This window comes from Candidatus Hepatobacter penaei (genome assembly GCF_000742475.1).
In the GTDB taxonomy this organism is placed as follows: Bacteria; Pseudomonadota; Alphaproteobacteria; order Holosporales; family Hepatobacteraceae; genus Hepatobacter; species Hepatobacter penaei.
Genome location: NZ_JQAJ01000003.1, coordinates 180,967 through 207,105 on the forward strand (window position 1 = coordinate 180,967; position 26,139 = coordinate 207,105).

Genomic DNA, 26,139 nt, shown 5'->3' on the forward strand with positions numbered 1-26,139 from the left:
ACTATAAGTCATGTTGATTTTTGCGACGGTAAAGCATCTTTTGGGAAGAGGGGAAAGAGGCGCAGTCTTTTATAGATCACTCTTTGCTTTTTTCAGTGGGCTGCGCCTTGCGGGCATCTTTGAGCTGGATGGCCGTCGATGGGAACTTCTGCGTCAGGGCCATGAGCTCGTCTCCTAAAGCCATTTTAAGGAAGTGGTTTTGGAGATATCGTTGGCCTTCAATCTTATGGCGCACCAAAGTACGGAACATCTCTTTCAAAATAGGTAAGGATGGCATATTCTCAGCGCGTTCCATGTGGCAAGGACCATAGGACTGGAGAATCTCACCTCCGTCATTGCGTACGTAGTCCATAAAAATCTCAAAACATCGAACGTTTGCCCTCAATGCATCAAAGAATGCGTCCACTTCTGCCTTATGCTTATCGAATCCCGGCATTTCATCAATGATATGAATGTGCGCACACGCTAATTTGAGGTGACCAAAATCGTGAACAATCGTAAAATTTTGCTTCAACGTATGAGTATCGGTAGGTATACACGCAAAACCTGACGCCGTTTTTTGTATCACTAAATGGCAACCCTTTGCAGGGGTCACCGTGGCCTGTGCCCAAAAATCTTGATACTTTTTTTGATCAAAAATCGGTTCAAAACGAAACCGCCTTTTTATATTCATGGACGTTTCGTAAGCCATGCGCTGGCCTTGTGCCAACAATGAGAGACCATGAACAGGTGTGCGCGCATGCACAACTTTTTCTGAGTCATGATATCGAATGACATCGCCATGATTGCGTGTGGGCCAGGCGATGGAAAACGTGAAATCATCGTCATGGATAAGTGGCCGCTGGCTAAACATGTCCAGCTCATTCTTACAAAACATTAACAGATCTTTATCCGCCTTCGGCTGGTGCGGCAGATCACCTGTGGGACGGAACATGATCCCTTCAAGCCCCACGGCCAAAAAAGACGATGCACAATCAGGACAAGCAGCCAAAAGGGTGAGGCGCTGCGCATTGTTGAGGTAGCGAAAAAACGCATCCCAAATCTCTGGCGGTAAATCCAGAATGTTAAGCGCTCTTGTCTCTTCTTCTGTTGCCTGATCCTTCTGTGGTGCCTTTAGATCCGCCACTGGCGTGGTCGTACTCGTGTCTTTCGCGGTCGCAAGCGTGACGTCAAAGGGACGTAATGGTCGATGGGCAGGCACAGGGTGGGGGTTCTCTTGACCTTTTTCAAAATAGCTAAGCGTAAACCATGGTCGCTCTTGTTCAGGGTGAGGAAAAGCAAATCCATTCATCTGAAGAATGTCCAACCAACCAAGACAATCGTGACCGGTAGAGCCCCACATATAATCGCCCATTTCAATACGCAGGTGACCTTCCTCAATGTAAGGCTTCATCCACAAGGGCATTGCATACATCCCAAACCACCTTAAGTGGAATATAGATCCCACAACCTCTCCAGACGCAACTTGCGATCCTTCCACAAGGTGCCTTGGAAAATGATCGATGTCACTTCGTCCCTCCAACCTTTTAAGATTCGGCATGGATACATTGGATAGTAGATTGAGGTCTGGATAGTCTTTGGGCAAAACGAGGTGACTCATCATATTCAGATCAACACCGGTAGGCAGTGGCTTGTGAAGCACCTTCATATGGAGCTCCAAAATTAAAGCAGCATCCTCAGGCGGCAGACCAAGTGCAGAATTTCGAAGCACGGACGTCCGGAAAATCTTGCTCTCTAAGGTTTGAAAAAGATGCGCAACAGATGACCCCACCCAATCTTTCTCAGCCAAACAATGACAATAGGACGCATCGCCCAAAGAAGCACACAGAAAGTTTACATAACCAACCAAAAAACTAGGTAAATTGACCTCTATGAATTCATATAACTGTCTACCTTCTGTCCGCCAACTCCCCATAAGTTTCAGAGTGACCTTTGCACAATCCTTAAGTGTCTCGAGTTCACTCATGGGTCCATACATTGGCGGGGTGGCCGACGAAGGTGCGGCTTCACCCATATCCTCTGCATCCCCACCAGGGTCAACATTGGGGCCTGCCCCCGCATGGGCCTCGATGTCATCCTCGCCTGGCAAAACTGCCATTGCGAAAGGAGAACCTAAAACAAGTACGCTCAAAAGCGCGACACAACGCATCATCATCCTAACCATCTTCTATGGAGAATGCTCCACTATTTTCTCATAGACATAAAGTGCCAAAATGATGCATTTTATCAATATATTATTGATTTTATTGTATTTTTTGTCAGCAATGATGTTGGTTTTTCGTGTATGTCAGGGGGTATGCAGGATGTAGCGTTTTATCATGGGCCTCGCTCTTTTCTGTGAGCACCCATACTCAAGCTCTGCTCAAGAAACAAAGGCAACTGCGGTTGAGGATACGCAAAACGTTGTGACCAAACATAAGAGCCATACGGCAAACAAGCTGCAGGAAGAGACGGGCCCTTCACTCACATGATGCCAACGACACTGGATAAAATGATGATTCAGGAGGAGGGGGTCTTGGGTTTCTTGAGGGCTTCTTGAGGCGTTTTGGCGAGCAGGTCAGAGGCAAAGATGGTTTCTCGAATTTGCGCCCCAAGATCGCCCACATGTTGGGGTGTGCTTGGCACAAAAATAACGCTTTTTTGTGAGGAAGAGCCCAAGTCTTTCAGCATATCCAGGTATTGCGTCATCATCACCACTTCCATGACGGATTGACGTGTCACGCCTTTAACGCCGTGCATCATGTCTTCCACAGAACTTTTCAGCCCTTCAATAATGGCATGTCGCTGACCTGCCAGTCCTTTGCCATGCAAAATGTTGGATTCAGCTTCAGCTTCGGCTTGTTTCACGCGAATGACCTTTTCGGCTTCCCCTTTTTCTTGTGCCGCCAGACGCAGACGTTGCGCTGTATTGATTTCATTCATGGCGCTTTTCACCTGTGCGTCGGGTTGAATGTCTGTGATGAGCACTTTTAAGATTTCATAACCAAACCCTTTCATTTGGGGCATCAAATCATCACACACGATATTGGCAATATCATCTTTCTTCGAAAACACATCATCAAGAATCATTTTGGGCACCTGTGCACGCACGGCGTCAAAAACAAAGGATTGGATCTGATCATCTGGAGATTCCAGCGTATAAAAGGCTTCGAAAATCTTGTCTTCAAGAATGCGGTACTGCACCGACGTCATCAGATTCACAAACACATTGTCTTGGGTTTTGGTTTCAACGGGGACATCCATTTGCAAAATACGCAGGCTCATGCGTCCCTTCACATGTTCAAAGAAGGGAATGAGGGCACGCAGCCCTGGGCGCGCAATGCGAGAGAAGCGTCCTAAACGCTCGACTACGGCCACGTTTTGTTGGCTCACAATGAAAAAAATGGCAGGCACCAATATGATCGCCACACTGACGACAAGTAACAATCCAGCCCAAAAAGGCGTTATGTCCATTCTTCACCTGCTTTCCTTATCTTTAAAACTTCTCTTAGGATAGGGCGCCAGCTCTTAAAATATCTTTAAAAGACAAAAAAATGAAAGGCTGTTGAGTTTTTGTGGGAGGAGTAGAGAAAGAGGAAAGAACTCCATTTCTCTATTGATTTTAGGGCCCTGCCTGCACAGGGTTGGCTATATCAGAACCGAGGGAGGGGGGAGAGAGAGGGCTTCTGGCAGCTGTGTCTTACGCCTTTGTCTCTGAAAAGGCCTCAACGAGCCCTCTGCGTCCTTACGCACACGAGCATAAAAAAGTTTGAGTAGTTTAAGGCGCGTCTCTGCAGGTCTTTTCTTGACCCCCGTCCTGGGTTTCCTGAGATCGGCTCCGCCCAACCGCCACTGGCGCGCAAGAATGGTGTCAAAGGAGTCGCACTTTGCGTTCTCTATTATATCCACAAGTGTTAGGAACGTTGTGGTGCGACCACGCCCGCCGCGACAGTGAATCAGAAGAACCGCACCTGGAGGAAGGGATTTATAAAACTGAAGGAAGGTATTGATTTGCTCTATAGTCGGAGGATAGTGATCGGGAACATGGAGCCTCAGATATTTAAGACCCTGAAGTTCTGTCCATGCGTGTTCTGAAAGGTGCTCTTGTATCGTACGATGGTTGACGCAGTTTCCCTTTGTCCCCCATGAAATAGATTGCCCCTTCATAAAAAAGTGAGTTTCTTTCCTTAAGTCCACGATCCCATAGAGTTGAGGGTTCTCTTGCAAGAGCATCTTCAGCTGTTTGAAAGATGGTTGAGGACTGCCGATGACCCGCAAACGTTGAAGGTTCTTGGTAAGCGTTGGGTTGCGTGGTGACAAAACGCGCAATCTGGTTTGGAAACGTTTGGCCGATGTGGGGTCTTTCACAAAACAAGGCGGCTTGGGAACGAGCGGTTTACCTTTCAAAAGACACCCTAATAGACCGAAAGTAAGAACTGCTTTCACCCAACGCATGCACGACTCTTTTGAGGCTCCTTATTCCAAGGATGTCAAATTTGCCTTAAAAATATCTTTTTTTGACAAAAGATGGATGAAGAGAGGGCCTCTCACGCCCTTGCCTCTAAAGGGTTGATTATGCTAGGGGGGCAGCTGCCGAACGTGCTTCTTTGGCGTTGTCCCCTTCGGGGGTCTCCACGATCGCCTCCTTTTGATTGGCTTGGCTTTGTGCTGATTCTTGATCCTGGGCTTCTGTGCGTTTCTTGATCGCATCTCTGGCATCGTTCCATTGATTGTGAATCTGTTCACTCATCATGCCCGCAATACGGGGGACACATAAAAAGCCTTCAATGCAATGACTTTTATCAGAAGTGAAGAAATTGTTCATTGTCACAATCACGCGTTCACTGGATGGGTCATAGAGGGCTGCCGTCAACGGGATTGCCTGGGGGGACTCACCCTCAGTATAGCCTTCCGCAGGGTGCGCTTTCACGATCAACTCCATGGGGAACGCCTCTTTTTGTTCATTTGATGCATTAAAGCTATAGCACGTGACGGGGACTGTGGGGCGCTTTTGAATAAGATCTAATATCTTGCCTCCACCAAATATGAAATGGTCATACTGTCTTGGTTGTTCGGGTAAAAAACGCAGCTTCACCCCAGCAAGGATGCCATGTTTCGTCATGGTGGAGCAGTTTTCCATCAACGACAGTTGATCATAGAAGGGCATATAATCACGGATGATCTTCTGAATCAACTCAGGCGGCAAAACCAGCAAAATGTTTGGCGTGGTCTCTCCATCAGGCACGTCTTTCTGGGTCTTCTTTTGTTCGATTGTTTTTTCCTCTGATGAAGGGGGGCAAAACCTAACACTTATATCCACAAGGCACCGCTGAGAAGCTTGAGGGCTATGGAAAAAATGATCTTTACCCTGAAGGGCCTCTTCAGAAAGGGGCACCAAGGCTGTGCTATGTCTTTTAATCAAAAGCGAAAGGGGACGCATGTCTAGCCTTGAGCCTCTTTCTTCCCAGGAGTGTGTTTTTTGCTTATAAAAAACAATTCTTGTTGGTTCGGGAACTTTCAGGCCATGCAGGGGAGCGCCTGGCATGATGCTTTCTGCAACCAGGGCCAAAAGATCATCTAAGCGAGCGTTGGGGAGAAAAGACACATCTTTCACATTGAGTGCAATTTTGACGTCATCACGTTGTCTGCCGCTATGACTGACCGCATGGTCGCAAAATGTGTTCCAGTCTTTGGCCTTCAAGGCTTTGCCTATGTTTGAGCCAGGAAGCCATTCACGATCATCTTTTGGCGAAAGGCGTAAAGAAAAAAGAGCGCTTTCTTTCTTAATTTCATAAAGGCGTCCAACACCGCCAACAAAAATTTTCTCTGTTGGCAATACCCATATCTCAACACTCAGAGCACATTTTCGAAGCTGCGTCATGGTGTCATCTTCTGGCCACGGTGCAAAGTGATAACGTGGCTTAGAGGCAGGGTGCGCAGAGGGCTGTGCCCCAGACTCAATGTCCCTGCCGTCAGCATCCATACCCAGGCAAGGGTGGAGAGAGGCCGTTATCAACACCCAAACTACTATTCTGTCAATTATTTTTGACAAAAAAATCAAAGCCTTATGTGGTCAGGATCGGTCTTTAAGAAGGTTATTGGGCCGTAAGGGTGGTGATGAGCGGGGGGAGCGCGTCGTTTGTGGCGCTAAGCTTTGTACCTTTGAGGATATACACAAAAGCTGGTAGAAAAGAGGGGGTCAAAGCCAGGAGGCAGCCACCCCTTTTCTATGGTTGTGCGTGATGTGAGATCAGGCAGGTAGGCTGTCGGGCGTTACAAAACTTGGTTTTTTGCGCTTACTTTTATCAACCCATGAGTTTGCAAAACACACAGCCCTGCCTAGCACGTTGCTGACATATTGCACGCCAAAAGGGGCTAGAGAATTGTAGGGCTCGGCGTCTAAAAAAAAGCATTTTCAAAATTGTTCCAGGACAGAACATTTTTGCGCTGCGTTGACCACAAAAGTTTCGAGAAGAATCCTTTTTTCTGGATGACGTTATCAATCACTGCTCCGCACCCAGATCTCATACACATCAAACCAGGCCCTGTGGCAAAAACGGTATAGCTTTGATCTTCCCCGTGGGCTTTTTTGGCGCCCAAAACACCTGTGTCTATCATGGCTTCATAGCGGGACACGATCTCCCACAAAATGCTTGACCAAAGCTCAGAAGAAGGGTGAGAAAGGTAGGGGTCGTTATTGTTATAGGGAAGACGACAGGCATGAGGCGTTTGGGGAATGGTTTGGGGAAGGGGTCTGACCTGAAAACCATCAAGATCGCAATAAAGGTTTTAGATTCAATATTTATTATCAATTTATTTTTAAATAATATTGAGCTATTTTTTTGAATTAATGATCAAAAATTTTATATACCTGCGTGAATCTGACCATTTTTTGCCTTTTATAAGGTAAGAAAATGAGCACCAAGGGAGGGATGTCAGGGAAGCCCTGTTGTTGTAAGAGGGCGCCGGTGTGAGCGCCCTTTGTGTTGTGATCCTAGCGCTTAATCGTCTTTGCAAGGAGAGAACGTGCCGTCTTGTTGCAGTTTGCGCATCTGGATCTGGGGATAATTGTGGCGTATTTGCGTGATGATGCCTGTCTCGCCTCCGTGATGCGCCGCACCATAGGTGATCAAAACAGGTGGGTGGCTGCCAGCATCACCCGAGGGTTTTGAGTAAAGACGCTCATTGAGTAAGTGCACAAAATATGTCGGAAACCAATGATTGTTTCTTAAGCTCAGGGCACAAGAATCCTGCATAAAAAGTTCGTTACCCAGCAAGTATTCCAATTCACACCGGTTAATCTCAAGGAGTTCTAAGGGTTTTTTTGTTCCAACCTTCTTGTGGGTGTTGGAAATAAAGCTTTCATAGTCATCTTGTATTGTTTTTAAGAGCTTGAAAAAGTCGTAGGGATTTAGAGGATTAGGCTCATTGCACTGGCTTAAAAGGAAGTCATACCTTTCTTTGTTTGTCTCCAGAGATGTCCTGTGCTTTTGTGGAAATAATGCTTCTATTTCCGCGTCTAAATTTAAATGCCCTTTCTGGCTTTCTTTGAGGGCAAACATTACAAACTGAACGAAAGAAGGGGGTATCTCATTGAGATTGACCTGTGCTAAAGCATTTTTCTTCACCTCTTTCTTGATGTTATCAGGCAAATAGGTGTCTGCCCAAGAGCTATACGCTTTTTCTAGCAGATTTTTTAGGACTTCCTTGTTAAACGCCTTTATTTGGCTAACATCACCCTTGGGATGAACTTCTACATACTCTTCTGGAAAATTAGATGAAAGATAGTTACCTGAAAAAGAGGCTATATGCAGATATGACCCTGAAGAGATTACATACGGTTGTCCTGGGGGCGTTGCAGGATACGGTGCTGGAAGAATCTCAACATAGCGCCCTGAAGAAAGCTTTCTATAAGGCCCTGGAAAAGTCCTTACATAGCCTTCTGAAAACGTGCCAACAACCTGTCCTGGGGAAATCTCCATATACTGTTCTGGAGGAATATTTATAAGCTTCCCTGGAAGAGAGTCTAAACATTGATTGATGCTGCTTGACCAATCCCATGGGTGGGTAACCTTAAGGGGGGGTGCGGGGCGCATGCACTCTTCTTTTGTGATCTCTCCTACGAAATGTGCCTTATCTTGGGAGGCAATGGCGCGAATCATCTTTTGGGTGTGGAGGGGTAAAATTTCCATCGTGAGTGGGTGACACGTGCCAAAGATATAGGTGTTAAGGGAGCGACCATGTTCATCCAACAGCTGATAGAACGCTGGGTTCATGTAAAACTGGAAATAACGCTTCATGCAGGGTTTGGCCAGCATTCGATCTTCTGTTGTGATCATGCTTGGTATAAGGGCATCGACAATAGGCGCGGTAGATTCTTTTCCTGTATGATCATGATGTTTCTTTTGACGAGGGAGGGGAGGTGCGTCTTCTCCGCTGTCGTTTGAGGGTAAAGCCTTTAAGGCGGTTGCGCCCTGTGCGGCAAGACCCAAAAGCAGTCCACATCGAAGGAGAGAAGACAATAAAAAATGATGACAAAACATCAATAGAATATCCATAAAAAACAGCTCCTTATCTTAAGAAGATTTTTTCTAAAATCTATCTTTTTTTAAAGAAATTTTTTTCTTAAGATCTCTTTTGCTGAACGCGTAAGGTGTTTTATAAAGATCCATGATGGCTTTGTAAGCATAGGTTTTGGCCGTGAAGGAAGGCAGATGATGGTGCGTTTCATAATACAAAGCTAAATCCTTTCGCGCTTGGGGGAGCATGCGTTGAATGGTTTTCCATAGGCGTTGTTCGTAGGAGCCTTGAGCGGCCCATCTTTGTAAACCTTGGGTGACTTCAGCCTCAGTATTATAGGCTTTCATATCAAGAGGTGGCAGCGCATGGGGTCTTTGTGCAATCAGACGAATCAGAGGATAAAAGTGGCAGAAGCGTGTTTCTGAGATAGGGTGATAAGTGCCCCCGCCGGTGTCTTGACCCATAGATGTGTCAAGAGCAGTGATGAGCTGCTGGACTGACAGGGGTAGGCTTGAGAATATGCGTTCACGCGTGGGCAATTGAATGGCACCTACCTTGATAAGGGTGCGCGTAGATGTGACCCGATAGACTTCCCATGCTTCTATGTCAGACATTTTGATACTCACAATAAAAAGATGCGGTGTTCCTTTTAGCCTCATGACAAGGGGTGATTTGCGTAAATCAGAATACAAAAGGGGTGTGCTTTTTTAACGTGCTCATGCTATGCCCATCATATTGAAAATATTATCTTTTTTGACATAACGTCGCCGTGTTTTCAATAAGCTTCTGATTTTTTGATAAGGAAGGAGATGGCACTTTTGATCCTGCCAGCTTTTGTCTTTTGGCTATGGCGCCTCTGCTTCTCTGTCTTGGCTATCTCTAGGTGCTAATCAAAATCTGAGGCTTTCATGTTTCGAGGTTTTCCATAATGTTCAACCACAGAAGAAAATTGATCCACCAGGCGTTGGAGTGTGTCTGTTTTGTGGGTGATGTAATTGAGAGTCAGGAGCCCTACGTCTTTTGTGTTCACGCCTGCTAACAAGGTGCACAAGGTGGCTTCTGGCTGAGGAGGAGAGGGGTGTCGATAACATCGCTCCCAATCATGGATGGTGATGCTCACAATGGGAAGGCTTTCGAGGTGTTTGAGGGGAGCCAAGGGGTGAGGCAGGGCATGGGCAGAATGGTGGGGGTCTGGGCTTTGTTCAAGAGGCCTCTCCGCCGGTGGCAACACATAGACACCATAGGCATCTTTTTGAAAGCAAGAAGAGCTTGCCCACCCTAAGGTCATGCGATACTGACCCTTTGAGGCCATATCTTGGTTCGAGTCAATGGTGCAACGCATGGGGCGAATGGAAGGATCTTTGGCTTTGACCATATGGCTCAGCGTTGCAAGGTGATCCAGCCCTATATCATCACTGGCCTGGAGTGCACAACCAAAGAGGAAAAAGCATAGCATAAGACGTATGACCCACATATTGTTGACTCCTGGGCGTTTTTGAGGGGAAAGATCTCGTTTCTGAAGCTTAGCGAAACGTGTGCCTTTGACCATAGCGATGTTTTTGTTGTTTGATTTTTAATCAAATTCAATTTAAATCTCTGTCCATGAAGGAAGCCATGCATGCTTGCCCCCATGACGGTGCAATACAGGCCAAGTCAACCATCGTCATGCGCCAACATCGCCCCAATGCCTGGGGGCTTGATCGCAAAAAAGCTGAAGACCCCCGTTAAGGGGCCAGCAGTGAGTACACACAGCACGCAAGACTGATGATAATCAACAGAAGGGAAAGAATTTTCATGATGCACACCCCGAAGACGATCGTGTGTTGGGCAAGCATGAAAAAGAGAATAGGCGCAAGAACGTGGGACGTCTCTCCTGTTTTTTTATAAATAATTTTAGTAAAAAACGTTCTAAATGATCAACGCCCATGACCATATTTGGCATTAAGGCCCCATATCCATTGCATATCCTCGTGGGTAAGGTAGGTTGCTGCATAATGTTTAGGGTTCATATGGGCCGAAAAGTGGGCTTTAAAGGCGTGAAACGTCGCCATGTTGGACGCATGGGCTAAGCCCTTTTCTGGCAAAGCGTCATAGCCATAGCGTGCGAGTTCACGCAGGAAAAAGAGCTCATCCACATCCGATGGATAAGGCGTTCTGGGGGCAAAGTGTTGCGCAATATAAGAGGGGCAGCGCTCTTCAGGCGTCAGCCATGCGCCAATGCCGTGAGCTGCTAACAGGTGCCAAGGAAAAAGGGGGCCTGGGTCCATGCGCCGTGTGGGGGCAATATCACCATGAGCGAGAATGTGGGTGGGCGGGATGTCATAGCGTGTGATGAGGGCGTTGATGAGCTGAATGGACACCTCCATTTGGGTGTCGCCATAAGTGTACCATGTATACCCATCCGGGGTTTGTTGATAGGGCAAGAGGCTCCAGGGCTGGGGATGCCTGCTCGTGCTGGGGTTGACATATTCGATACCTAAAGAACACGCGTTGAGGGCGCTAACGCCCCGCCAAGAAGAAACGCCCGCATGCCAGGCAATGTCTTCATCACGCACAAATTGCACGAGGCACCCTTCGGGGATGTTGGCCTCTGGGTTATGGTGATGTTCTTGTTGCGTGATGACATAGTGCGCGCTGACACGCGTTTGTTTTTGGGGTTCTGTAAAGAATTGGGTCGTGGTGCGCGCATCAACCTGGGTGCTGTGAAGGATCAGGTGTGTGATCGCTCGCGGGGATGCGGGGGGTTCCCAGTGGTTGCGGGCTTGGTCTTCAGGTTCCTCAAACATAGCCACACGGGTGCCCAGTTGGCCATGTATCCTCTCTTGCGTAAGGTGAATGGGGGCCTGAGGCATGCTGAGTTTTTGTGTAAGGGTGTGGGCGTCCATGGGCGATTTTCAGGCTCTGGCTTTGTATACCATCTTGACATAGGTCTCAGGCTCAGCAAACCCCCTTCCTGGGGTCTCTGTCTTCCGTGGGTAAGACTTGTTTTTGAAGGAGAAAGTCCTTACCTTGAGTGTGTGAGTGGAATTGGGCCCTATCATTTTCTATGTTTGATCGCCAAGCCTTTGAGAAAGACCGTGCTGTTAAGCGCAAGAAGCAGCATGAAGATCCCCAACTTCAGCAACAAGCGCTTTCCTTTTTTGAGACCGCGGATAAAGGTGATTACGCATATCAGTGGGATTGGTTGGGGTTACCTATTATCCAAACACCTGAGGATGTGGTTGCCGTTCAAGAGATCATTTGGAAAAACAAACCAGATGTCATTGTTGAAACCGGTATTGCGTGGGGTGGAAGCATCGTTTTTTACGCATCGTTGTGCGCGCTTTTAGGGGGCGGGAAGGTAGTGGCTGTGGACAAGGTGTTGCCGCAAAAGAACCGTGATGCCATTATGGGATATCCTTTTTCAGATCGCATTCATCTGTTTGAAGGCTCGTCCACGGATAGATCTGTTTTTGAGGCGATGTCATCCAAGATTCGCCCCGGTGATAAGGTGATGGTTTTGTTGGACAGCAATCATACTCATGACCACGTTTATGAGGAGATGAAGCTTTGGGGTCCCTTGGTGACCAAAGGGCAATATCTTGTGGTTTCGGATACCATTGTGGAAAAAATCGCACCCCAAACCCATCGGCCACGCCCCTGGGGAATCGGGAACAACCCGCAAACAGCTGTGGATGCTTACCTTAAAGAAAACTCCTCTTTTTCTCTAGACAACCCTTATCACCACAAAGCCCTCTTTTCTTGCACCAAGGGCGGTTACCTCTTGCGTATTTAGGATGAAAAAAATTCTTGTCACGGGAGCGTCGGGCTTTTTTGGAAAAAGCGTCTTGCGCGCCCTCCATCGCCGAAAAACAGATGACCAGTTCATTTGCCTGGGGCATACACATACTTTACTGCCTCTCGATCATCGTTTTGTGTGGGAGCGGGCAGATTTGTTGGATGCTGAGGCCTCGGCTCGCCTTATGGAAAAATATAAGCCTTCTCACGTGATCCATCTGGCTTGGTATGTGGCGCATGGATGCTTTTGGCATGCACCAGAAAATGTGGACTGGCTCAAAGCCACCAACGATTTGTTTGATGCCTTCTGTGCCCAAGGTGGGCAGCATTTTTTAGGTGCTGGCACACTTTTTGAGTATGACCTTTTGGCGGACCCTTTGGATGAAAGCGCGCCCATCTCCCCTCAAACACTTTATGGAGAAGCCAAGGCCGCTACATACCGACTGTTGCTGCAAAAGCAAAAACGCCTTGCGTCACGCCTTGCCTTGCAGTGGCTGCGCATCGGTTATTTTTTTGGAGAGGAAGAACCTCCACAAAAGTTCTTATCACTCATGGTGGCTAAGATGGTACGTCAAGAAGACATCCATGCAGTATCCAGAACATCATTGCGTGATTATGGTCATGTAGATATCTTGGGTGAGGCCATCAGTCACCTTGTGGATCGGCCAGAAGATATGGTGCTCAACGTCAGCGGCGGGGGGCATCAAACGTTGGGTGAGATCATCGATAGCGTGGCACAGCAGCTTGCCTACAAACGTCCCATTCTTTATGGTGCGTATACGCCGCCTGCCCATGAACCTGAGAACATCCAGCCCAATCTCTCAAAGCTTAGAGCGCTGCTTGGTGAAATGCCTGGTCAACAGGATTTTCAGACGCGTCTCAGCCTGTTTGTTCAACACAAAACCAATGAGATAACCCAAGGTAAATCTTGTGAAAGAGGGCAAGCATGAAGGTTCTTCTCACAGGTGGGGCAGGGTTTATTGGCTCGCATGTGGTCGATTTTTTACTTGAAGAGGGCCATCAGGTGTGTGTGGTGGATGCGCTGACGTATGCAGGCAGAGAAGACAACCTTTCAGGCGCCAGGCAGCACGCTTCGTTCTCTTTTCACCATGGTAACATAGGTGATCAAGCGCTTTTGGCTCATCTCTTTGAGACAGTTCAGCCCGAATCGGTGATCCATGCCGCGGCTGAATCACATGTGGATCGCTCGATCGATGATGCCTCTGTTTTTGTAAAAACCAACGTAGAAGGCACCTATCAAATGTTGGAAGCAGCGCGCCACTATTATGAAACGCTCAGCCCTCAGGCCAAAACCTCTTTTCGTTTTTTGCATTTCTCCACCGACGAGGTGTTTGGTGCCATGACGGCAGCAGGGGAAGCCAATGAGCAAAGCCCTTATGCCCCTCGTTCTCCTTATGCTGCTTCTAAGGCTTCGGCAGATCATTTCGTGCGTGCCTACCACGTGACGCATGGGTTGCCTGTGTTGCTGGTGCATCCGTCGAACAACTATGGTCCCAGGCAGTTTCCAGAAAAGTTGTTGCCTGTGGTGTTAATGAATATCCTGCAAAAAAAGCCCATTCCTTTGTATGGCGACGGCAAACAGGAAAGAGAATGGCTTTATGTGGAAGATTGTGTGCGTGGCGTCTTGGCTGTCTTGCATCACGGGCAGATAGGGGCGTCTTATTGTCTAGGTCCTGGAAGCACCACAACGAATATCGATATTGTGCATAGCTTGTGTGGGTGGATGGACCGTTTGAGGCCAGACCCCGAAGGGCCCTATACGCGCCTTATCCACGCTGTTCAAGACAGGCCGGGTCATGATCGGCGTTATTGCCTCGACACCACAAAGGTGAGGAAGACTCTTGGGTGGTCTCCCCATGTTGCCTTAGAGGAGGGGCTTGAAAAAACGGTACGTTGGTATCTGGATCATCACGTGTTTTTAATAGGACCGCACAAGCGTTTGGGGTTGCGTCATGGCATGCACTAAAGGGATCATTCTTGCAGGAGGGTCAGGGTCCCGTCTGTTTCCGCTGACGTTGGCCAGTAATAAACAGCTTTTGCCTGTGTATGATAAGCCGGTGATTTACTATCCTCTCACCACGCTCATGCTGGCAGGGGTGCGCACCATTTTGATTATTGGTCGCGCGCAAGATATGCCTTTTTTGCAAGCCCTGCTTGGCACAGGTGAGCAGTGGGGCTTAACTTTGCAGTATGCCGTTCAAGATGAACCCCGCGGGTTGCCTGATGCTTTTCTGGTGGGGAAAACGTTTTTGCAACACGATCCTGCCTTGTTGATTTTGGGAGATAATTTTTTCTATGGTCAGGGGTTGTCACAAACACTGATCAAGGTGGCGCGCCATGTCGATGGGGTCCATACCTTTCTCTATCGTGTCCATGATCCGCGCCGCTATGGCGTGATGGTGCTTGATGTGGAGGGCAGGCCGCAAAGCATTGTCGAAAAACCTGAAAACCCACCATCAAAGTTGGCTATTACCGGGCTTTATCTATTTGATGGCACGGCGGCTATGCGCGCTGAAACCCTTGTGCCATCAGCGCGAGGGGAGTTGGAGATTGTGGATCTTATTGCCAGCTATATGAAAGAGGGGCGCGCACAGGCCACGGTGTTGGGGCGTGGGTATGTGTGGCTCGATGTGGGCACACCGCAGGCTCTTTTGGAGGCATCAGAGTATGTGTCGGTGGTGCAGTCTCGTCAGTCGTTGGTGGTGGCCTCGCCTGAAGAAGTGGCGTGGCGTATGAAGTTTATTTCTTCTGCAGCGTTTCAGCGCCTGGTGGAAGAGCTGCCCGTTTCTGCTTACCGCAGCGTTCTCGAGGAGATGATGCATGATGAATGTACGCAAAACAGCCATTGAAGGCGTTTTGGTTTTTGAGCCCAAGGTCTATCCTGATGTGCGTGGCCGCTTTTATGAAGGCTGGCGGGCAAACGCTTATCAAGAGGCAGGCATTCTCGATGCTTTTGTGCAAGATAACTTATCTATCTCCAAGAAAAACGTTTTGCGAGGTCTGCATGTGCACCACCGCCAAGGTCAAATGGTCAGCATCATTGAAGGCCAGGTTCTAGACGTAGTGGTGGATGTGCGCCCCCATTCGCCCACATTTCGTCAACACCTTTGTTTTGAGCTATCAAGTGATACACCCCAACAAATTTATATGCCGCCAGGCTATGCTCATGGCTTTTATGTACGAAGTGAGCAAGCCATTTTACACTATAAAGCCACGCGCTATTACGACCCTTCTGAAGAAGAGGGCATCGCCTGGAACGATCCCACCCTCGCCATTGCCTGGCCCACAGGTGCGCCTATTCTTTCAGAAAGAGACCAAGGGTTTCTCCCCCTCAAAGCATGAAGGTTCTTCTCACAGGGCGTTTCACATCATGAAGACGTGTGTTTATGGGGAACCCAATTCAGACGCATAATCTTGGATAGCTTGTTTCTTCAGCGTTTTGGGCGTTCTGATGCCATCTTGCGTCGTTTTGGCTGTTGAGACCTGAAGCTGATCTGTGCGGGAGAGATCGGGGTCTTTTTCCATAATGATGAGTGCCTGTAGCAAGGGGGTAGGCGAGCGGAAAAAAGGTTCAGGCCGGACATAATCTTTGTTTGGCACGCCTCGATAGTCCAACGGGGGAGCATCGGTTACAGCCCATAACAAAGGTTGAGATGAAAAGGATATATCTTTTCTGTGCGTGTCTTCTTGGGGGTTGTTTTCCTTTTTCTGGCTATCTGCTGCAGCATGGGCACCATTTGCTGTGTTTGTATCTTTTGTCTGTGACACAGGGCGTGCGTGCTCACCTTTGGCTTCGTCTTTATAAAGCTTAGAGGGTGCAGATGAGGCGGATGAAGGGGACGATGTGTTCCAACCCCGCCGCTTTTTTCTTTCTCCGTGCGGAAGGCTTTGTGTGCGCTTACGGTCTTTTTTCTGGCTGGTCGGAGTGCGTGCATCGGTTGGCACAGAAGATGTGTCGTCTTTTTTTTCTGCTGTGTGGGAGAACGCGCTCATTGGGTGCCAAGATTGTTTCCAGATGGCCTTGACTTGACTCTCTCTAAGTTTTTGAGGGGAGAGCAGCATGTATTGGTTTTTCTCTTGTGCTTGAGCATGCCATCGGATCCATCCGCGTGTAAAATTGGGTAGGTAAAGTGCACATAAGGGGTGCCATGTTTTTTGTTCTGACGTTTTATCTATGGTTAAGACGGTGCCAAAGTCATTGGGTTCATAATAATGGCCTTGGTCATCTGTGAGCACATTCCAGGCCTTGGTGCAAAAAAACACTGTGTTATCATAGCGGCAATAGCGGATATCTTTATGGGGCACATAATACATCTCGCCAGGTTGTTCGGTCTCGGCTTCACGCATAGATAAAAACAAACCCCCCTTTGTGGTGGCTTCAGGAAAAATCTTTTGGATGTCTGCTTGTCCTTGCGTGCGTTGATCAGAGGTGTTATCCCATGTCCAGCTACAGAGATCATTTTTGGGAGGGAGGCTTAAGAGAAAGGAGCAAGGTGTGGTGATTGTCCATAAACAACATAAAAAGGAAAAAGAACGGCTCATTTTTGATATTATATATCTATATTTTTGATAATATTGTGACCGACTCTCGTTTTTATTTCTATAAAGTCTTTTTTAGACATGTAAAAAAAGGTTTTTTGCCAACTCTGATGTCAATGACAGGCATGCAGCAGAAGTGATGCCCTTTTTCGGCGAGTCATCTTGTGTGTTGTTCTTTTCTTTGCTACGGTCGGCTGGGATGTAGGTCAGAGGAAAAAAGGCTATGAAAAAAAAGGCTTCTTTGTTCAAAGCAGTGCTTGTGTTGGCAGCTGTGGGTGGATTTGCAGTTTTGCTGATGCACGGGCTTAAGCCGGCTTCCTCTCATGCGCTGATTGATGAAGATGGCCGCCTTTTACCGCCACTTGTGGCTGTGTTTGCCTCGGTGGCAGAGTGCGTTCGAGACACAGCGTTTACGTTTTATGTGCCGATCCATATAGAAGAGGCCAACGCTTTGGGGCAAAGCTACTTTCTTCGTCAGCCGGGCAAAGAGCGAAAAGATGCTGAAGATACGCCGTTTGTGGAGGCGCTCAGACCCTGCGCGCAAACACTGCTGCCCTCACTCACAGCCCTGGGCGCGGTGGCTGCCGTTTACCCACGCGCGCAGCATTATGATGCGGTGGTGGTGCACGGGGCATCGGCGTGGACGCTGGATAGCCGCCTTCGTTTTGTGAAGCATCTTTTGGCGTCACAGAAGGTGACAATGGATCGCCTTTATATCATCACAGGTGCGCGCGATTTGTGGGATGCCGCCAAGGAGGAAGATAAGGGCCATCCAGAAAAGGATGAAAAAGCCTATGTGGAACAAGCAAATGCACATACCAAAAGCAGGGAAGGCCACGATCCTGTACCTTCGCTCACGTTTGTGGGGCCGACAGGTGAGGGCAATCTTTGCTATGAAACAGATGCCGCCGGTGTGTTGGTCCAGGCTATAAACTTTGGAGATAAGGTGAAAGAGATTGTGGTGATTTCAGCGCCTAAAAATGAGGGAAGAAGACCTAACACAGCAGACACGGTGGGGGCATGGAAAACGTATCTTGATGCCAGTCACACACAACCAACAACGGTGTTGGCCATTTCAAATAACCCGCATATTTTGTATCAAGATGCGGCCTTGCGTCAGGTGTTAGCCACCAAAGGGTGGGGCGATGTTCAGGTAGAAACGGTGGGCTCGGGTGTGTGCGGCCTGTCTCAGGATGGTAAGCCTAAACCGTGTGATGACATTGATCTGCAACAAGGTCCGGCCTTGCGGAATATTCTTGATGCCCTCGCGCGTGCACTTTATATGGAAAACAAACTGTATCAAAAAAGCTGCGCGCAGCCTTCTTAATAAGGGCTAAGTGCCTTAGGCTGACCTGCCTATGTTTTGGCAGTTTGGCTTGGAAAGGACCAAGGGGTCATGAAGGATTTATGCTTATGCCCTAAAGAAGCTGGCTAAGATGAGAGGGCCTCATAGGTGGTGGTTTTTTTAAGGCGCCCATTGTCCATCACAAAAATCTGATCACATGAAGACAGCGTGGTGAGACGGTGCGCCACCATAATCACCGTGCGCCCCTCTAAAAGGGTATGAATGGTTTTCATGAGCTGGCGTTCAGTGTGATGGTCAAGGGCTGAGGTGGCTTCATCGAGCACAAGCAGCTCGGGCTCATGATAAAGGGCACGGGCAATGGCAATGCGTTGACGTTCCCCGCCAGATAGGCGTACCCCTTTTTCCCCAATGGGCGTAAGAAGGCCCTGCTTTTGTCGCTCCACAAAGCGGGTAAGCTGGGCACCATGAATGGCGCGCGTAAGACGCGTCGCATCTGGGTTTTGATCGCCAAACACGACATTGTCGGCAATCGAGGCATCCAACAGATAGGGGGCCTGGGGCACATAACCCAACACATTCTGCCAATCAATGTTGTGGGTGGGGATGTTATCGATATGCACGTGGCCCTTTTGGGGCATCAGCAACCCTAAGATAGCATGAAGGAGTGTGGATTTTCCCGACCCCGTTGTGCCCACAATGCCCACACATGAGCCTTTGGTGATGGTCAAGGAAACATCATCAAGCGCCTTGGTCTGCGCACCAGGATAGGTGAAGGTGAGGTGATGGCTTTGAATGGAATCTTTGAAAGAAGAGAGGACCGTCTTTTTTGGCTCTATGTGGGGTGTGTGATCTGCGTGTATTTCTTCATACAAACGATCAATGAAGGGTTTGGCAAGCGCCAGGTGATTGCCATAGCCTGTTAAGCGAATGGTGGTGGGGATGAGACGAAACCCGGCATAGACATAAAGGCCCAGAATAGGATAGATGGCCTGCATATTGTCCTGTTGAATCCCCAAAAACCACACAGCAAAAACCGCCATGCCCACAAAAGTGGCTTCGAGAATCAGCTTGGGCACCTCGCCTAAGGTGGCTTCTCGTGCTTTGGTTTGGGCCCGTTGTTGAGAAAAAGCAGCATAGCGCCCAAGGAAAAAGTCAGCCCTGCTAGATAGCGTGATTTCTTTAAAGGCGTGAAAAAATTCAAGCAGCTTTTGACGTGCTTCAAGACTAACGTCTTGCCATTGTTTTCCCACATGATAAAAACGGGACATAATGGTGAGGTAAAGGATCAGCATAAGCCCTGTCGTCATGGTCAGGATATAAAACGCCAACGCCGCATTCATATAAAAAATCAGGGAGAACAAAACGATGGCCATCATGAGTTCAGAAAAACCAGAGACCAATGATTTCATTCCTAAGAGAAAAAACTGATCTGCATTGTTTTCAATCACTTCAAACCGATGCGTGGTGCTTTTGGAGAGAAAAGAAAGATAAGAGCGCTTTTGATACATGGTGAGCAACCGCATCCGAAAAAGCGTAAGCATGTGCTGGAGTGTTTTGTTTTGATAAAAGACCTCCGCCAGCAGAAAGCTATTTTTTAGCATATAAGCCCCTCCACACAAAAGCGCTGCCCACAATACAGCCCCCTGGGGCGTGAGGGATCCTGACAGCCCAGAAAAGCGGTCAAAATAAGAGGGGCCCGCCTCAGGGTTGCTTAGGATTTGTGCAAAAAGAACGACTGTCCCCGCGGTGACCATTTCCAAGCCAGAAGAGATGAGGGACAACACCCCCAGCCCAAGCCATTGCATTTTTTGTTTTGTGCTTAGCAACCAGCGTATTTTATGAATGGTGGTGAAAAAATTAGACAAGCGCATAGAAACGAAGGGAAAATAAAGAACGATATATCCTTTTATGGTGCGTTTTTTTTAGGGTCATGGCAAGGGTGGTGAACACGTCTTGTGGATGTCTCAGTGAACGCAACGGTGCCCGTTCCCTAGATATAGTCAGTGCCCTAGGTATATAATGAAGCCTGCGCGCGTAAGGACTGGGTGTGTCATGCTTGCTTATGGGGCGCCGCTGTTTTGTGAGCAGGGCGTGCGCAAAAGTGGCTCACCCACAGAAAGAAAATTTTTCACAAGGACCCAAGGATGCTTATGGTGAGGTGAGGTGCTGCGTGTTTGAGAAATGACCCCACATCCTTAGAAACAGAAGGGAGACACAAGGACAGACAAAGGTGTTGGTCATGTGTGAAAGAGCAGGCCCTCTTGTGTAAGGTATGGCATATATCCTTGGGGTAAGGGTTGACCCTTGTCAGAAACCCTTTTACCCTTTGCAAAGGTGGCGGGTGTAGCTCAGTTGGTTAGAGCGCTAGGTTGTGGCCCCAGAGGTCGCCGGTTCAAATCCGGTCACTCGCCCCACGTTTATCATTCCCTTTTTGTTGTGTATACGCCCCCTTGCGCTATGGCTTTTTTATATGCATAAAGTATAAAAATAATTATTTTTTTTACCTAAAGATTATATATTTTGGCTTTATTGGGTTGCTTATGTATCATATTTTTTTATTTTTTATCTTTTTAGCTTCTTTTCCTATCGCCCATCTCTTGGGAGTTGGGTTTGAACATAATGAAGACAACGCAAGAACATTGGTCATCAAAAGCATTGAGCTTTCTGATCCTGATGAAGATCCTGGCTATGCGGCCAAGATCCGTTTTTTACCCAAAGGGGGAGGATATAAGGGCACACCTGTGTCCAGTGAATGTGTGCGATTTTGTTATGGGAGGCTCTATGTCGAGAGTACCCTTCTGATTGATGTGCCTGTGCATAGGCGGATACAGCAATGGAGTTGGGGGCCTTGGTGCCCTCAAAAGGTTGGTTTTTCTTGCATCTCTTTTATGCCTAAAGAGGGAAAAGAAATAACGATCATGGATGATGATGGTTTTTTGTTGCGTGGGATCTTGGGTTATTTCTTTTCCCAAAAGAAAGCGCATGTTCTGGGGAAGCATGAACCTTCATCGCTTCATATCCTTGCTATTCAAGAGAGAATCGCGCCTTTGATCACCTATCTTGATGGGTATTGTTATAAAACATCGCCTTCAATCTTTAGACATCGTGCTGATTTTGAGAAGACAGATTTGATGTTTTTTCAAGAGGTGTCCACAGAGGGTGAGGGTTATTCGAAAACCGTGCGTATCAGGCCCACCAACCATGCTTATGAGATGAGTTATCCTGTTCTCTACACGTTGCTCGCAAACTGCTATTGGCACAAAATTCTTGCATGGCCCTCGTCTTCCTCTTTGTTTTTTGTGCAAGATGAAACGGTGTTTGTGCGATGCGAGGGGGGTGAAATATGCAACAGTGACGTCAAAGTTGTGTCGCCCACGTCTTCTGCTGATCATCCTTTGAAAAAATATGTGCTTAATATTGTACCCGCTGTAGACCAAGAAAAAAGGAATATGAGCCATACAAAAGTGTATTTTCAATGGGTTCAAGACGATGGTTCTTTAGCCACCAGAAGGAGGTTTCACGAGGTGTGTGCTTCACATACACGATCTCGTGTATCCTTGTTGAAAAGTGCTTACTCGCTGTATACATTTTCTTTTTTTACGCACGGGCATACACCCTTTTTCACCTATGGCCCCGTTTACTGGCATGAAGAGAGGATAAATAACATCTTTTTCGTGGGTGTCATCAATCATGTGCAAAAAGCGTTGCAAGACAAGGCCTGTGCTCTTTTTGATTACTTGGAAGGCCTTCAATCAGCTGTTGGCGGGGCGCATGGTGAGCCGAAAATATTACAAGGAAAAATGTGCGTTGTTGACGGAATGGACGCCAAACGTGTGGAAGGTAGCAGAGCGTATAATGGGTAGAAAGCCTTGCCATGCGTTGTTGATGGCATAGAAGTAGAACCTATGGCGGATGGCATGGACGCATCATAACACGAAGACGCCTTAGGCATCGTTTGTAACCCGTTTTTGGTAGTGGTTTCTGAGGAAACAGGTCTCCGACATAGAATAAAAAGACAATAAAATAAACTGATTAAGATGGGATGCTTTTTTCTGGTAAGAGATCTGCCTTAATAGATAAAATTTTAAAAAATTTTTATCTATGCCTATGAAAAAGTTGATTACATGCCTATGTCTGTATGTGTCGCTGGTGCTTAACGGGGCATCGCCACAAAAGAGCGATTCCTTAGATTCATCGTATTCATCCCTTGATGAAGATGAAGGCAACCCTAAACCTCGGGGGTGGCTGACCCACTATTTTGATATGTCTCAGCATGGTCTAGACCAAGAGGGCAAAGCCCGTTTTTCTGACTTTCTGCACCGAGTGTGCCAATTGGACGGGACCGTCGCCAGAGAGATGGATGCATGGTTAAGTGATCCCAACAATGATTATGTTGACAAAAGAAAATGCCTGTCTTGAGCGTGCCTTTCACACCATCACATCCGGCACGCCGGTTCACATCCTAGCCAAGCTCCATTTTGTGTGGCGAGACAATCCCTTGCCCGATCGCTATGTGCTTGAGCTGGTGAGCCTGGCCTCAGAAATTCTTAACCATGGCGAAGACAGGTTGCCTTGGTCACTGCATGTGTGGGTTGATGATGCGCGCCTTTTTAGGCAGTGGACGTCCCAATGCCACCCCACTCTTTTTAAGGAGATGGATGCTTATGTAAACCATCCGGATCAGCGTGATTTAAGGGGGTACCTCAACGACCTTTGGCATCAAAACTGGTGGAATGAGAAAGAATATGCGGTGAAGACGCTGTGCGAACATGTGCTCTCTTGTGTGAGCGGCAAAAAAGATTTCTTTGAGGGGACAGCGTCTGAGGCCAACGATTTCCTGGATGCTTATATGACGCTTTGGGTTTACAAACGTCGTCAGTCCTCTTTTTTCAAAAAAGCGCTTAACAAGTGGTTTTTAAGGGATGCTTATTTTGCGTTCCAAGACCGTACGGTGCCTTTTACCCGAGGGAATGTTTGGGATGCGTTGCGTACCTCTCCCGCCATTCAAAGCAAAGTGCGTCATTTTTTGCATGGGGTGGAAAGGGCGCGTCAGAGAAAAAAGGCCCTCATGCCTGAAGAGGTGACCAGCCACTTAAGCAGGCTTCAAAAAGCCAAAAATGGTCGCGGAGAGCCCATACTCACCATTCATCAGCTGTCGGATCTTTATGCTGACTTTAAGCAAGAGGCAGGTCCTTTTCTGGTGAAAGCCATTGCAGATATATGTCAGTTTGAGCGTGTGGGCCTCAAAAATTTGGCCTCTCTTTCTGACATTGATCGCAAGGTGATCTTGCGGCAACATGGCGGTGTCTATTCTGACTTTGATGGCATACAGCTGGCCCCTTTGACCTACGAAACGCCATGTCTGACTCGGGGTTGTGTGCGTGTGCCCGTTTGCAATAATGACCCCTATTTTTCTGATGTGTTCGCCAAAGATCTGTGGGATCCTGTGCTTTATGACATTGCCGCGCGCTATCAGCTGGCTGCCCACACAGGCATGCTGGATATGAAGAGATGTGTTAAAAAAGGCACCATCGCTTTGACCGGCCCGGGGGCTGTGTGTCTTTTGGGGGCGCATCATCCCTTGCGTGATGTCAAAAACGTGTTCCACCGTTTGCGTGACAAACAGCGTCGAGCCGGTGGAGCTGAGGGGGCTTATCTCTTTTCGCTCTTCACAGAGGAATTTCCTGATCAAGGCCGGTTTCGCCATCTGAACCTGCAATACATTTTGTCAGACGACAGCTTTAAACGGGTGGTGATGTTTGATGGGTCATGGGCTCAAGAGGTAAGCCCCCGCAAGATCAAAACCTTTGAAGCCGAAGATCTGGACAAAAACAGCCTCACCTAACGGCAACGTTCTCAAGAGGGCCAAAAAGAATAACCTAAAGGGTGCTGACATCAAGATGGTTAACCCAAAGGCCCTGGCCTTGGGGCCTCTTTGTCACGAAACGCCCCGCCATCCTTCAAAAGGGTCAGGTGCTACCTTCTTTGTCGGTGTGGGGCGCAAGATTTTGTGTGGGGCCAATGATGGGCGTTTCCACAGGGGGTGTTTGGGGGGTGTGCATACGCCTCAACACCTCGGGCCTGTCCCCAAAGAGTTCTTCAAGGCGGCGCAGCCATAGACGCTCTAGTCGGCTGTTGATGATGGGGATAAATTCTGCGGCTAAGGTCGTAGAGTCAGGTTGCGGCGATGGTTTACCATAGATGGGGCCCGCCTTCAGCAACTCGCTATCCAGCTTACCTGAGGAGTCAGTGTGCAAGGTAACCCAGTATGCGGGAACGTGGCATGGTGGTGAGACATTCTCCTGCTTTCGTCTGCGCCTCTGTTTGGGCTTATAGACACTTTTTTCATAAGACATCCACAATGTTTGGGTCTCCACCAGCGTACCCTTAAGATGATGAAGACAAACGGTGACTATGGTTAACCCTTCCTTATATCCGCCAAGCGTCATGTAGGGCACATCAAGACGCCAGATGGCTGATGCGTTGTAATAGGCTTCAGGAATCTCGACTCCCCAACCTAAGGCGAAGAGCCTAAAGTCAATACATGGGTCACCTAAAAGGGTTGTGCGTAGAAAACGACAGGTTTGTGAAAGGTGCTTTTGATCTTGAGCAGGTAAGAAGCGGGCAATCTGGCACACCAGATCCGATGGCAAGTCGGTAAGCCCAAGGGCACCGTTTGATGGGCGTGAGGCAGCCTCAGGGGGTGTATTGTTTTGCGTGCCATCCCCTTGTTTTGTGCCCCCTTGTTCTGTCTCTCTCTGTTTTTGATTGTCTCGGGAGAAGGAGTGTTTTGCCCACAGAATCTGAAAGGGAAGGGTCGCTGGGCTGCTGGATTGGGCATGCCATGGGCTATGCTGACCTTCGTAAAAAAAGCCAAAATCTTGCATATAAGAGCTGCTTTCTATCTCTTTCCCATCCTCCATAGGGGATGTGTTAGGAACGAAATGCACGTGTGGGTATTGTTTGTGGAAGTCATCTTTTAAAAACTGATCACGGCCTACATCAGATCCAGCAAAGGCAAGTTGGGGAGGATATCTGAGCTTGATGGTCCCTTGCGTTTTCAAAAAAGAAGCTGACAAAGCAAGGGGGGCAATAGTTGATGCAAACCCAACAGACGACTGGAAGCACGCAGGGTGAAAAGACGGGAAAGAGAAAATGCCGTGTTGCCAGCCTTCATACGCAACATGCCTTAAGCTCGGAAGGATAAGGTGAGGCATATATGTAAGCGAAGGTGGTGGTTGGCATGAATGGTCCCAACGAGAGGCAGGGTAGATGACCAGGTGAGTCAGTTTTGTGCTGTCAAGAGGAGGGAAGATGGTACGTGCTCCCCCCGCTTTTTCACTGAGGTGTTCTATCCACGTCAGCCTATAGACGGTGGGGCGGGATGACCAGTCTTTTTTTGCCAGGACATTAAAAGAGACCTCCAGACTCTCAAAGAGCATGTCTATGGAGAGATGCGGCCTCAGGTCAGGGAGACGGTGTTCCTCCTCAACATCTGTGTCCTCAAGTTCCTCCATCGCTTTGGTTTTGATGCTGAACTGAGGGCGCTTTTCATGAGCACTTGTGTTCTTGGCATAGCGCACACATATTTGTTCGTTTTGACTTTCAACGCTCAGGTAACAGTTCGCGTTACGTGCATATTGCAAAAAGGGTCTGATTTTTCTTTCTGTTCTGGGGTTATACAAGGCATGAGGGTCTTGATCTACATCGCCCGGACCCTTGGCCCATAAGGGGGTGACACAGGTGGCGGCTCCAAGGCATGCAGAAAAAAAAGCAAAAGAGAAAAGGCGCATACTCAACAATCCACGAGATGAAAACAAGGAGATAACATCCTATATATCAACAACAAAAATGCCAAAAAGTCAATTTTGTCAACGCTTTCCCTTAGGATGAGGGGCGCAGGGAAGGGGGCTGAAGGATCAACGTTTGTGGTTGGGGCAGTAGACGCAAAAAAACCAAAAAATAAGGACACACCTGTGTTTTTAAGGGGGGAAGAG

21 protein-coding genes and 1 tRNA gene are annotated in these 26,139 nt (G+C 48.0%); 11 read left to right on the forward strand and 11 right to left on the reverse strand.

Going from position 1 to position 26,139, the window contains the following annotated elements; all coding sequences use genetic code 11:
* Positions 1 to 76 precede the first annotated feature (76 nt).
* The 7 genes from IG82_RS0105250 to IG82_RS0105305 all read right to left on the reverse strand — a co-directional run bounded on the left by IG82_RS0105250 (position 77) and on the right by IG82_RS0105305 (position 9,973).
* The gene (locus tag IG82_RS0105250; protein WP_172642909.1) at positions 77 to 2,131 is read right to left on the reverse strand and encodes a hypothetical protein; all 2,055 of its coding nucleotides are present in this window, start codon (positions 2,129 to 2,131) and stop codon (positions 77 to 79) included.
* A gap of 368 nt (positions 2,132 to 2,499) precedes the next feature.
* A complete protein-coding gene (locus tag IG82_RS0105260; protein ID WP_031934510.1) occupies positions 2,500 to 3,453 on the reverse strand; it encodes an SPFH domain-containing protein in 954 nt (317 codons plus the stop codon).
* Between the two features lie 174 nt (positions 3,454 to 3,627).
* Positions 3,628 to 4,434 (reverse strand): phosphatase domain-containing protein, encoded by an 807-nt coding sequence (locus IG82_RS0105265; protein WP_082192088.1) that lies wholly within the window; start codon positions 4,432 to 4,434, stop codon positions 3,628 to 3,630.
* Positions 4,435 to 4,552: 118 nt separating this feature from the next.
* Positions 4,553 to 6,031, reverse strand: a complete 1,479-nt coding sequence (locus IG82_RS0105275) for a hypothetical protein (protein ID WP_156095395.1) — start codon at positions 6,029 to 6,031, stop codon at positions 4,553 to 4,555.
* Positions 6,032 to 6,980: 949 nt separating this feature from the next.
* A complete protein-coding gene (locus IG82_RS0105295; RefSeq protein ID WP_031934514.1) occupies positions 6,981 to 8,537 on the reverse strand; it encodes a hypothetical protein in 1,557 nt (518 codons plus the stop codon).
* 33 nt (positions 8,538 to 8,570) lie between these two features.
* On the reverse strand, positions 8,571 to 9,113 hold the full coding sequence (locus IG82_RS0105300) for a hypothetical protein (protein WP_156095396.1): 543 nt from the start codon (positions 9,111 to 9,113) through the stop codon (positions 8,571 to 8,573).
* A 272-nt stretch (positions 9,114 to 9,385) separates the two neighbouring features.
* Positions 9,386 to 9,973, reverse strand: coding sequence for a hypothetical protein (locus tag IG82_RS0105305; RefSeq protein ID WP_156095397.1), 588 nt, complete (start codon positions 9,971 to 9,973; stop codon positions 9,386 to 9,388).
* A 92-nt stretch (positions 9,974 to 10,065) separates the two neighbouring features.
* Between IG82_RS0105305 and IG82_RS07180 the strand changes: the two genes are divergently transcribed.
* Positions 10,066 to 10,227: a hypothetical protein gene (locus IG82_RS07180; protein ID WP_156095398.1), complete on the forward strand. Its 162-nt coding sequence runs from the start codon at positions 10,066 to 10,068 to the stop codon at positions 10,225 to 10,227.
* Between the two features lie 188 nt (positions 10,228 to 10,415).
* On the opposite strand, the gene IG82_RS06995 is transcribed toward IG82_RS07180, so the two are convergent.
* Positions 10,416 to 11,384 carry an N-acetylmuramoyl-L-alanine amidase gene (locus IG82_RS06995; RefSeq protein ID WP_052545740.1) on the reverse strand — a complete coding sequence of 323 codons (969 nt, stop codon included), beginning with the start codon at positions 11,382 to 11,384 and terminating at the stop codon, positions 10,416 to 10,418.
* Positions 11,385 to 11,545: 161 nt separating this feature from the next.
* On the opposite strand from IG82_RS06995, the gene IG82_RS0105325 reads away from it, so the two are divergent.
* The 5 genes from IG82_RS0105325 to rfbC are packed head-to-tail and all read left to right on the forward strand — an operon-like array spanning position 11,546 to position 15,639.
* Complete coding sequence (locus tag IG82_RS0105325; RefSeq protein WP_031934518.1) at positions 11,546 to 12,274, forward strand: cephalosporin hydroxylase family protein; 729 nt, start codon at positions 11,546 to 11,548, stop codon at positions 12,272 to 12,274.
* A 1-nt stretch (position 12,275) separates the two neighbouring features.
* Positions 12,276 to 13,226 carry an NAD-dependent epimerase/dehydratase family protein gene (locus tag IG82_RS07000; RefSeq protein ID WP_052545741.1) on the forward strand — a complete coding sequence of 317 codons (951 nt, stop codon included), beginning with the start codon at positions 12,276 to 12,278 and terminating at the stop codon, positions 13,224 to 13,226.
* The gene (rfbB, locus tag IG82_RS0105335; RefSeq protein WP_031934520.1) at positions 13,223 to 14,263 is read left to right on the forward strand and encodes a dTDP-glucose 4,6-dehydratase; all 1,041 of its coding nucleotides are present in this window, start codon (positions 13,223 to 13,225) and stop codon (positions 14,261 to 14,263) included. The genes IG82_RS07000 and rfbB overlap by 4 nt, the downstream gene beginning before the upstream one ends.
* Positions 14,250 to 15,146 carry a sugar nucleotidyltransferase gene (locus IG82_RS0105340; protein WP_031934521.1) on the forward strand — a complete coding sequence of 299 codons (897 nt, stop codon included), beginning with the start codon at positions 14,250 to 14,252 and terminating at the stop codon, positions 15,144 to 15,146. Before rfbB ends, IG82_RS0105340 begins: the two co-directional genes overlap by 14 nt.
* Positions 15,118 to 15,639 carry a dTDP-4-dehydrorhamnose 3,5-epimerase gene (rfbC, locus tag IG82_RS0105345; protein WP_216476163.1) on the forward strand — a complete coding sequence of 174 codons (522 nt, stop codon included), beginning with the start codon at positions 15,118 to 15,120 and terminating at the stop codon, positions 15,637 to 15,639. The genes IG82_RS0105340 and rfbC overlap by 29 nt, the downstream gene beginning before the upstream one ends.
* A gap of 42 nt (positions 15,640 to 15,681) precedes the next feature.
* Here rfbC and IG82_RS0105350 read toward each other — a convergent pair whose 3' ends face one another.
* Positions 15,682 to 16,839 (reverse strand): hypothetical protein, encoded by a 1,158-nt coding sequence (locus IG82_RS0105350; protein WP_031934523.1) that lies wholly within the window; start codon positions 16,837 to 16,839, stop codon positions 15,682 to 15,684.
* Between the two features lie 220 nt (positions 16,840 to 17,059).
* Between IG82_RS0105350 and IG82_RS0105360 the strand changes: the two genes are divergently transcribed.
* A complete protein-coding gene (locus IG82_RS0105360) occupies positions 17,060 to 18,163 on the forward strand; it encodes a hypothetical protein (protein ID WP_156095399.1) in 1,104 nt (367 codons plus the stop codon).
* A 104-nt stretch (positions 18,164 to 18,267) separates the two neighbouring features.
* On the opposite strand, the gene IG82_RS0105365 is transcribed toward IG82_RS0105360, so the two are convergent.
* Positions 18,268 to 20,007, reverse strand: a complete 1,740-nt coding sequence (locus IG82_RS0105365; protein WP_216476164.1) for an ABC transporter ATP-binding protein — start codon at positions 20,005 to 20,007, stop codon at positions 18,268 to 18,270.
* A gap of 472 nt (positions 20,008 to 20,479) precedes the next feature.
* On the opposite strand from IG82_RS0105365, the gene IG82_RS0105375 reads away from it, so the two are divergent.
* The 4 genes from IG82_RS0105375 to IG82_RS0105390 all read left to right on the forward strand — a co-directional run bounded on the left by IG82_RS0105375 (position 20,480) and on the right by IG82_RS0105390 (position 23,987).
* Positions 20,480 to 20,556: transfer RNA gene (locus IG82_RS0105375), tRNA-His, on the forward strand.
* Positions 20,557 to 20,781: 225 nt separating this feature from the next.
* On the forward strand, positions 20,782 to 22,005 hold the full coding sequence (locus tag IG82_RS0105380; RefSeq protein ID WP_172642910.1) for a hypothetical protein: 1,224 nt from the start codon (positions 20,782 to 20,784) through the stop codon (positions 22,003 to 22,005).
* Between the two features lie 244 nt (positions 22,006 to 22,249).
* Complete coding sequence (locus tag IG82_RS0105385) at positions 22,250 to 22,561, forward strand: hypothetical protein (protein ID WP_135958384.1); 312 nt, start codon at positions 22,250 to 22,252, stop codon at positions 22,559 to 22,561.
* Positions 22,533 to 23,987 (forward strand): hypothetical protein, encoded by a 1,455-nt coding sequence (locus IG82_RS0105390; protein ID WP_156095401.1) that lies wholly within the window; start codon positions 22,533 to 22,535, stop codon positions 23,985 to 23,987. Before IG82_RS0105385 ends, IG82_RS0105390 begins: the two co-directional genes overlap by 29 nt.
* A 124-nt stretch (positions 23,988 to 24,111) precedes the next feature.
* Here the strand turns inward: IG82_RS0105390 and IG82_RS0105395 are convergent, their stop codons facing one another.
* Positions 24,112 to 25,935: an F-box protein gene (locus IG82_RS0105395; RefSeq protein ID WP_031934529.1), complete on the reverse strand. Its 1,824-nt coding sequence runs from the start codon at positions 25,933 to 25,935 to the stop codon at positions 24,112 to 24,114.
* Positions 25,936 to 26,139: the final 204 nt, after the last annotated feature.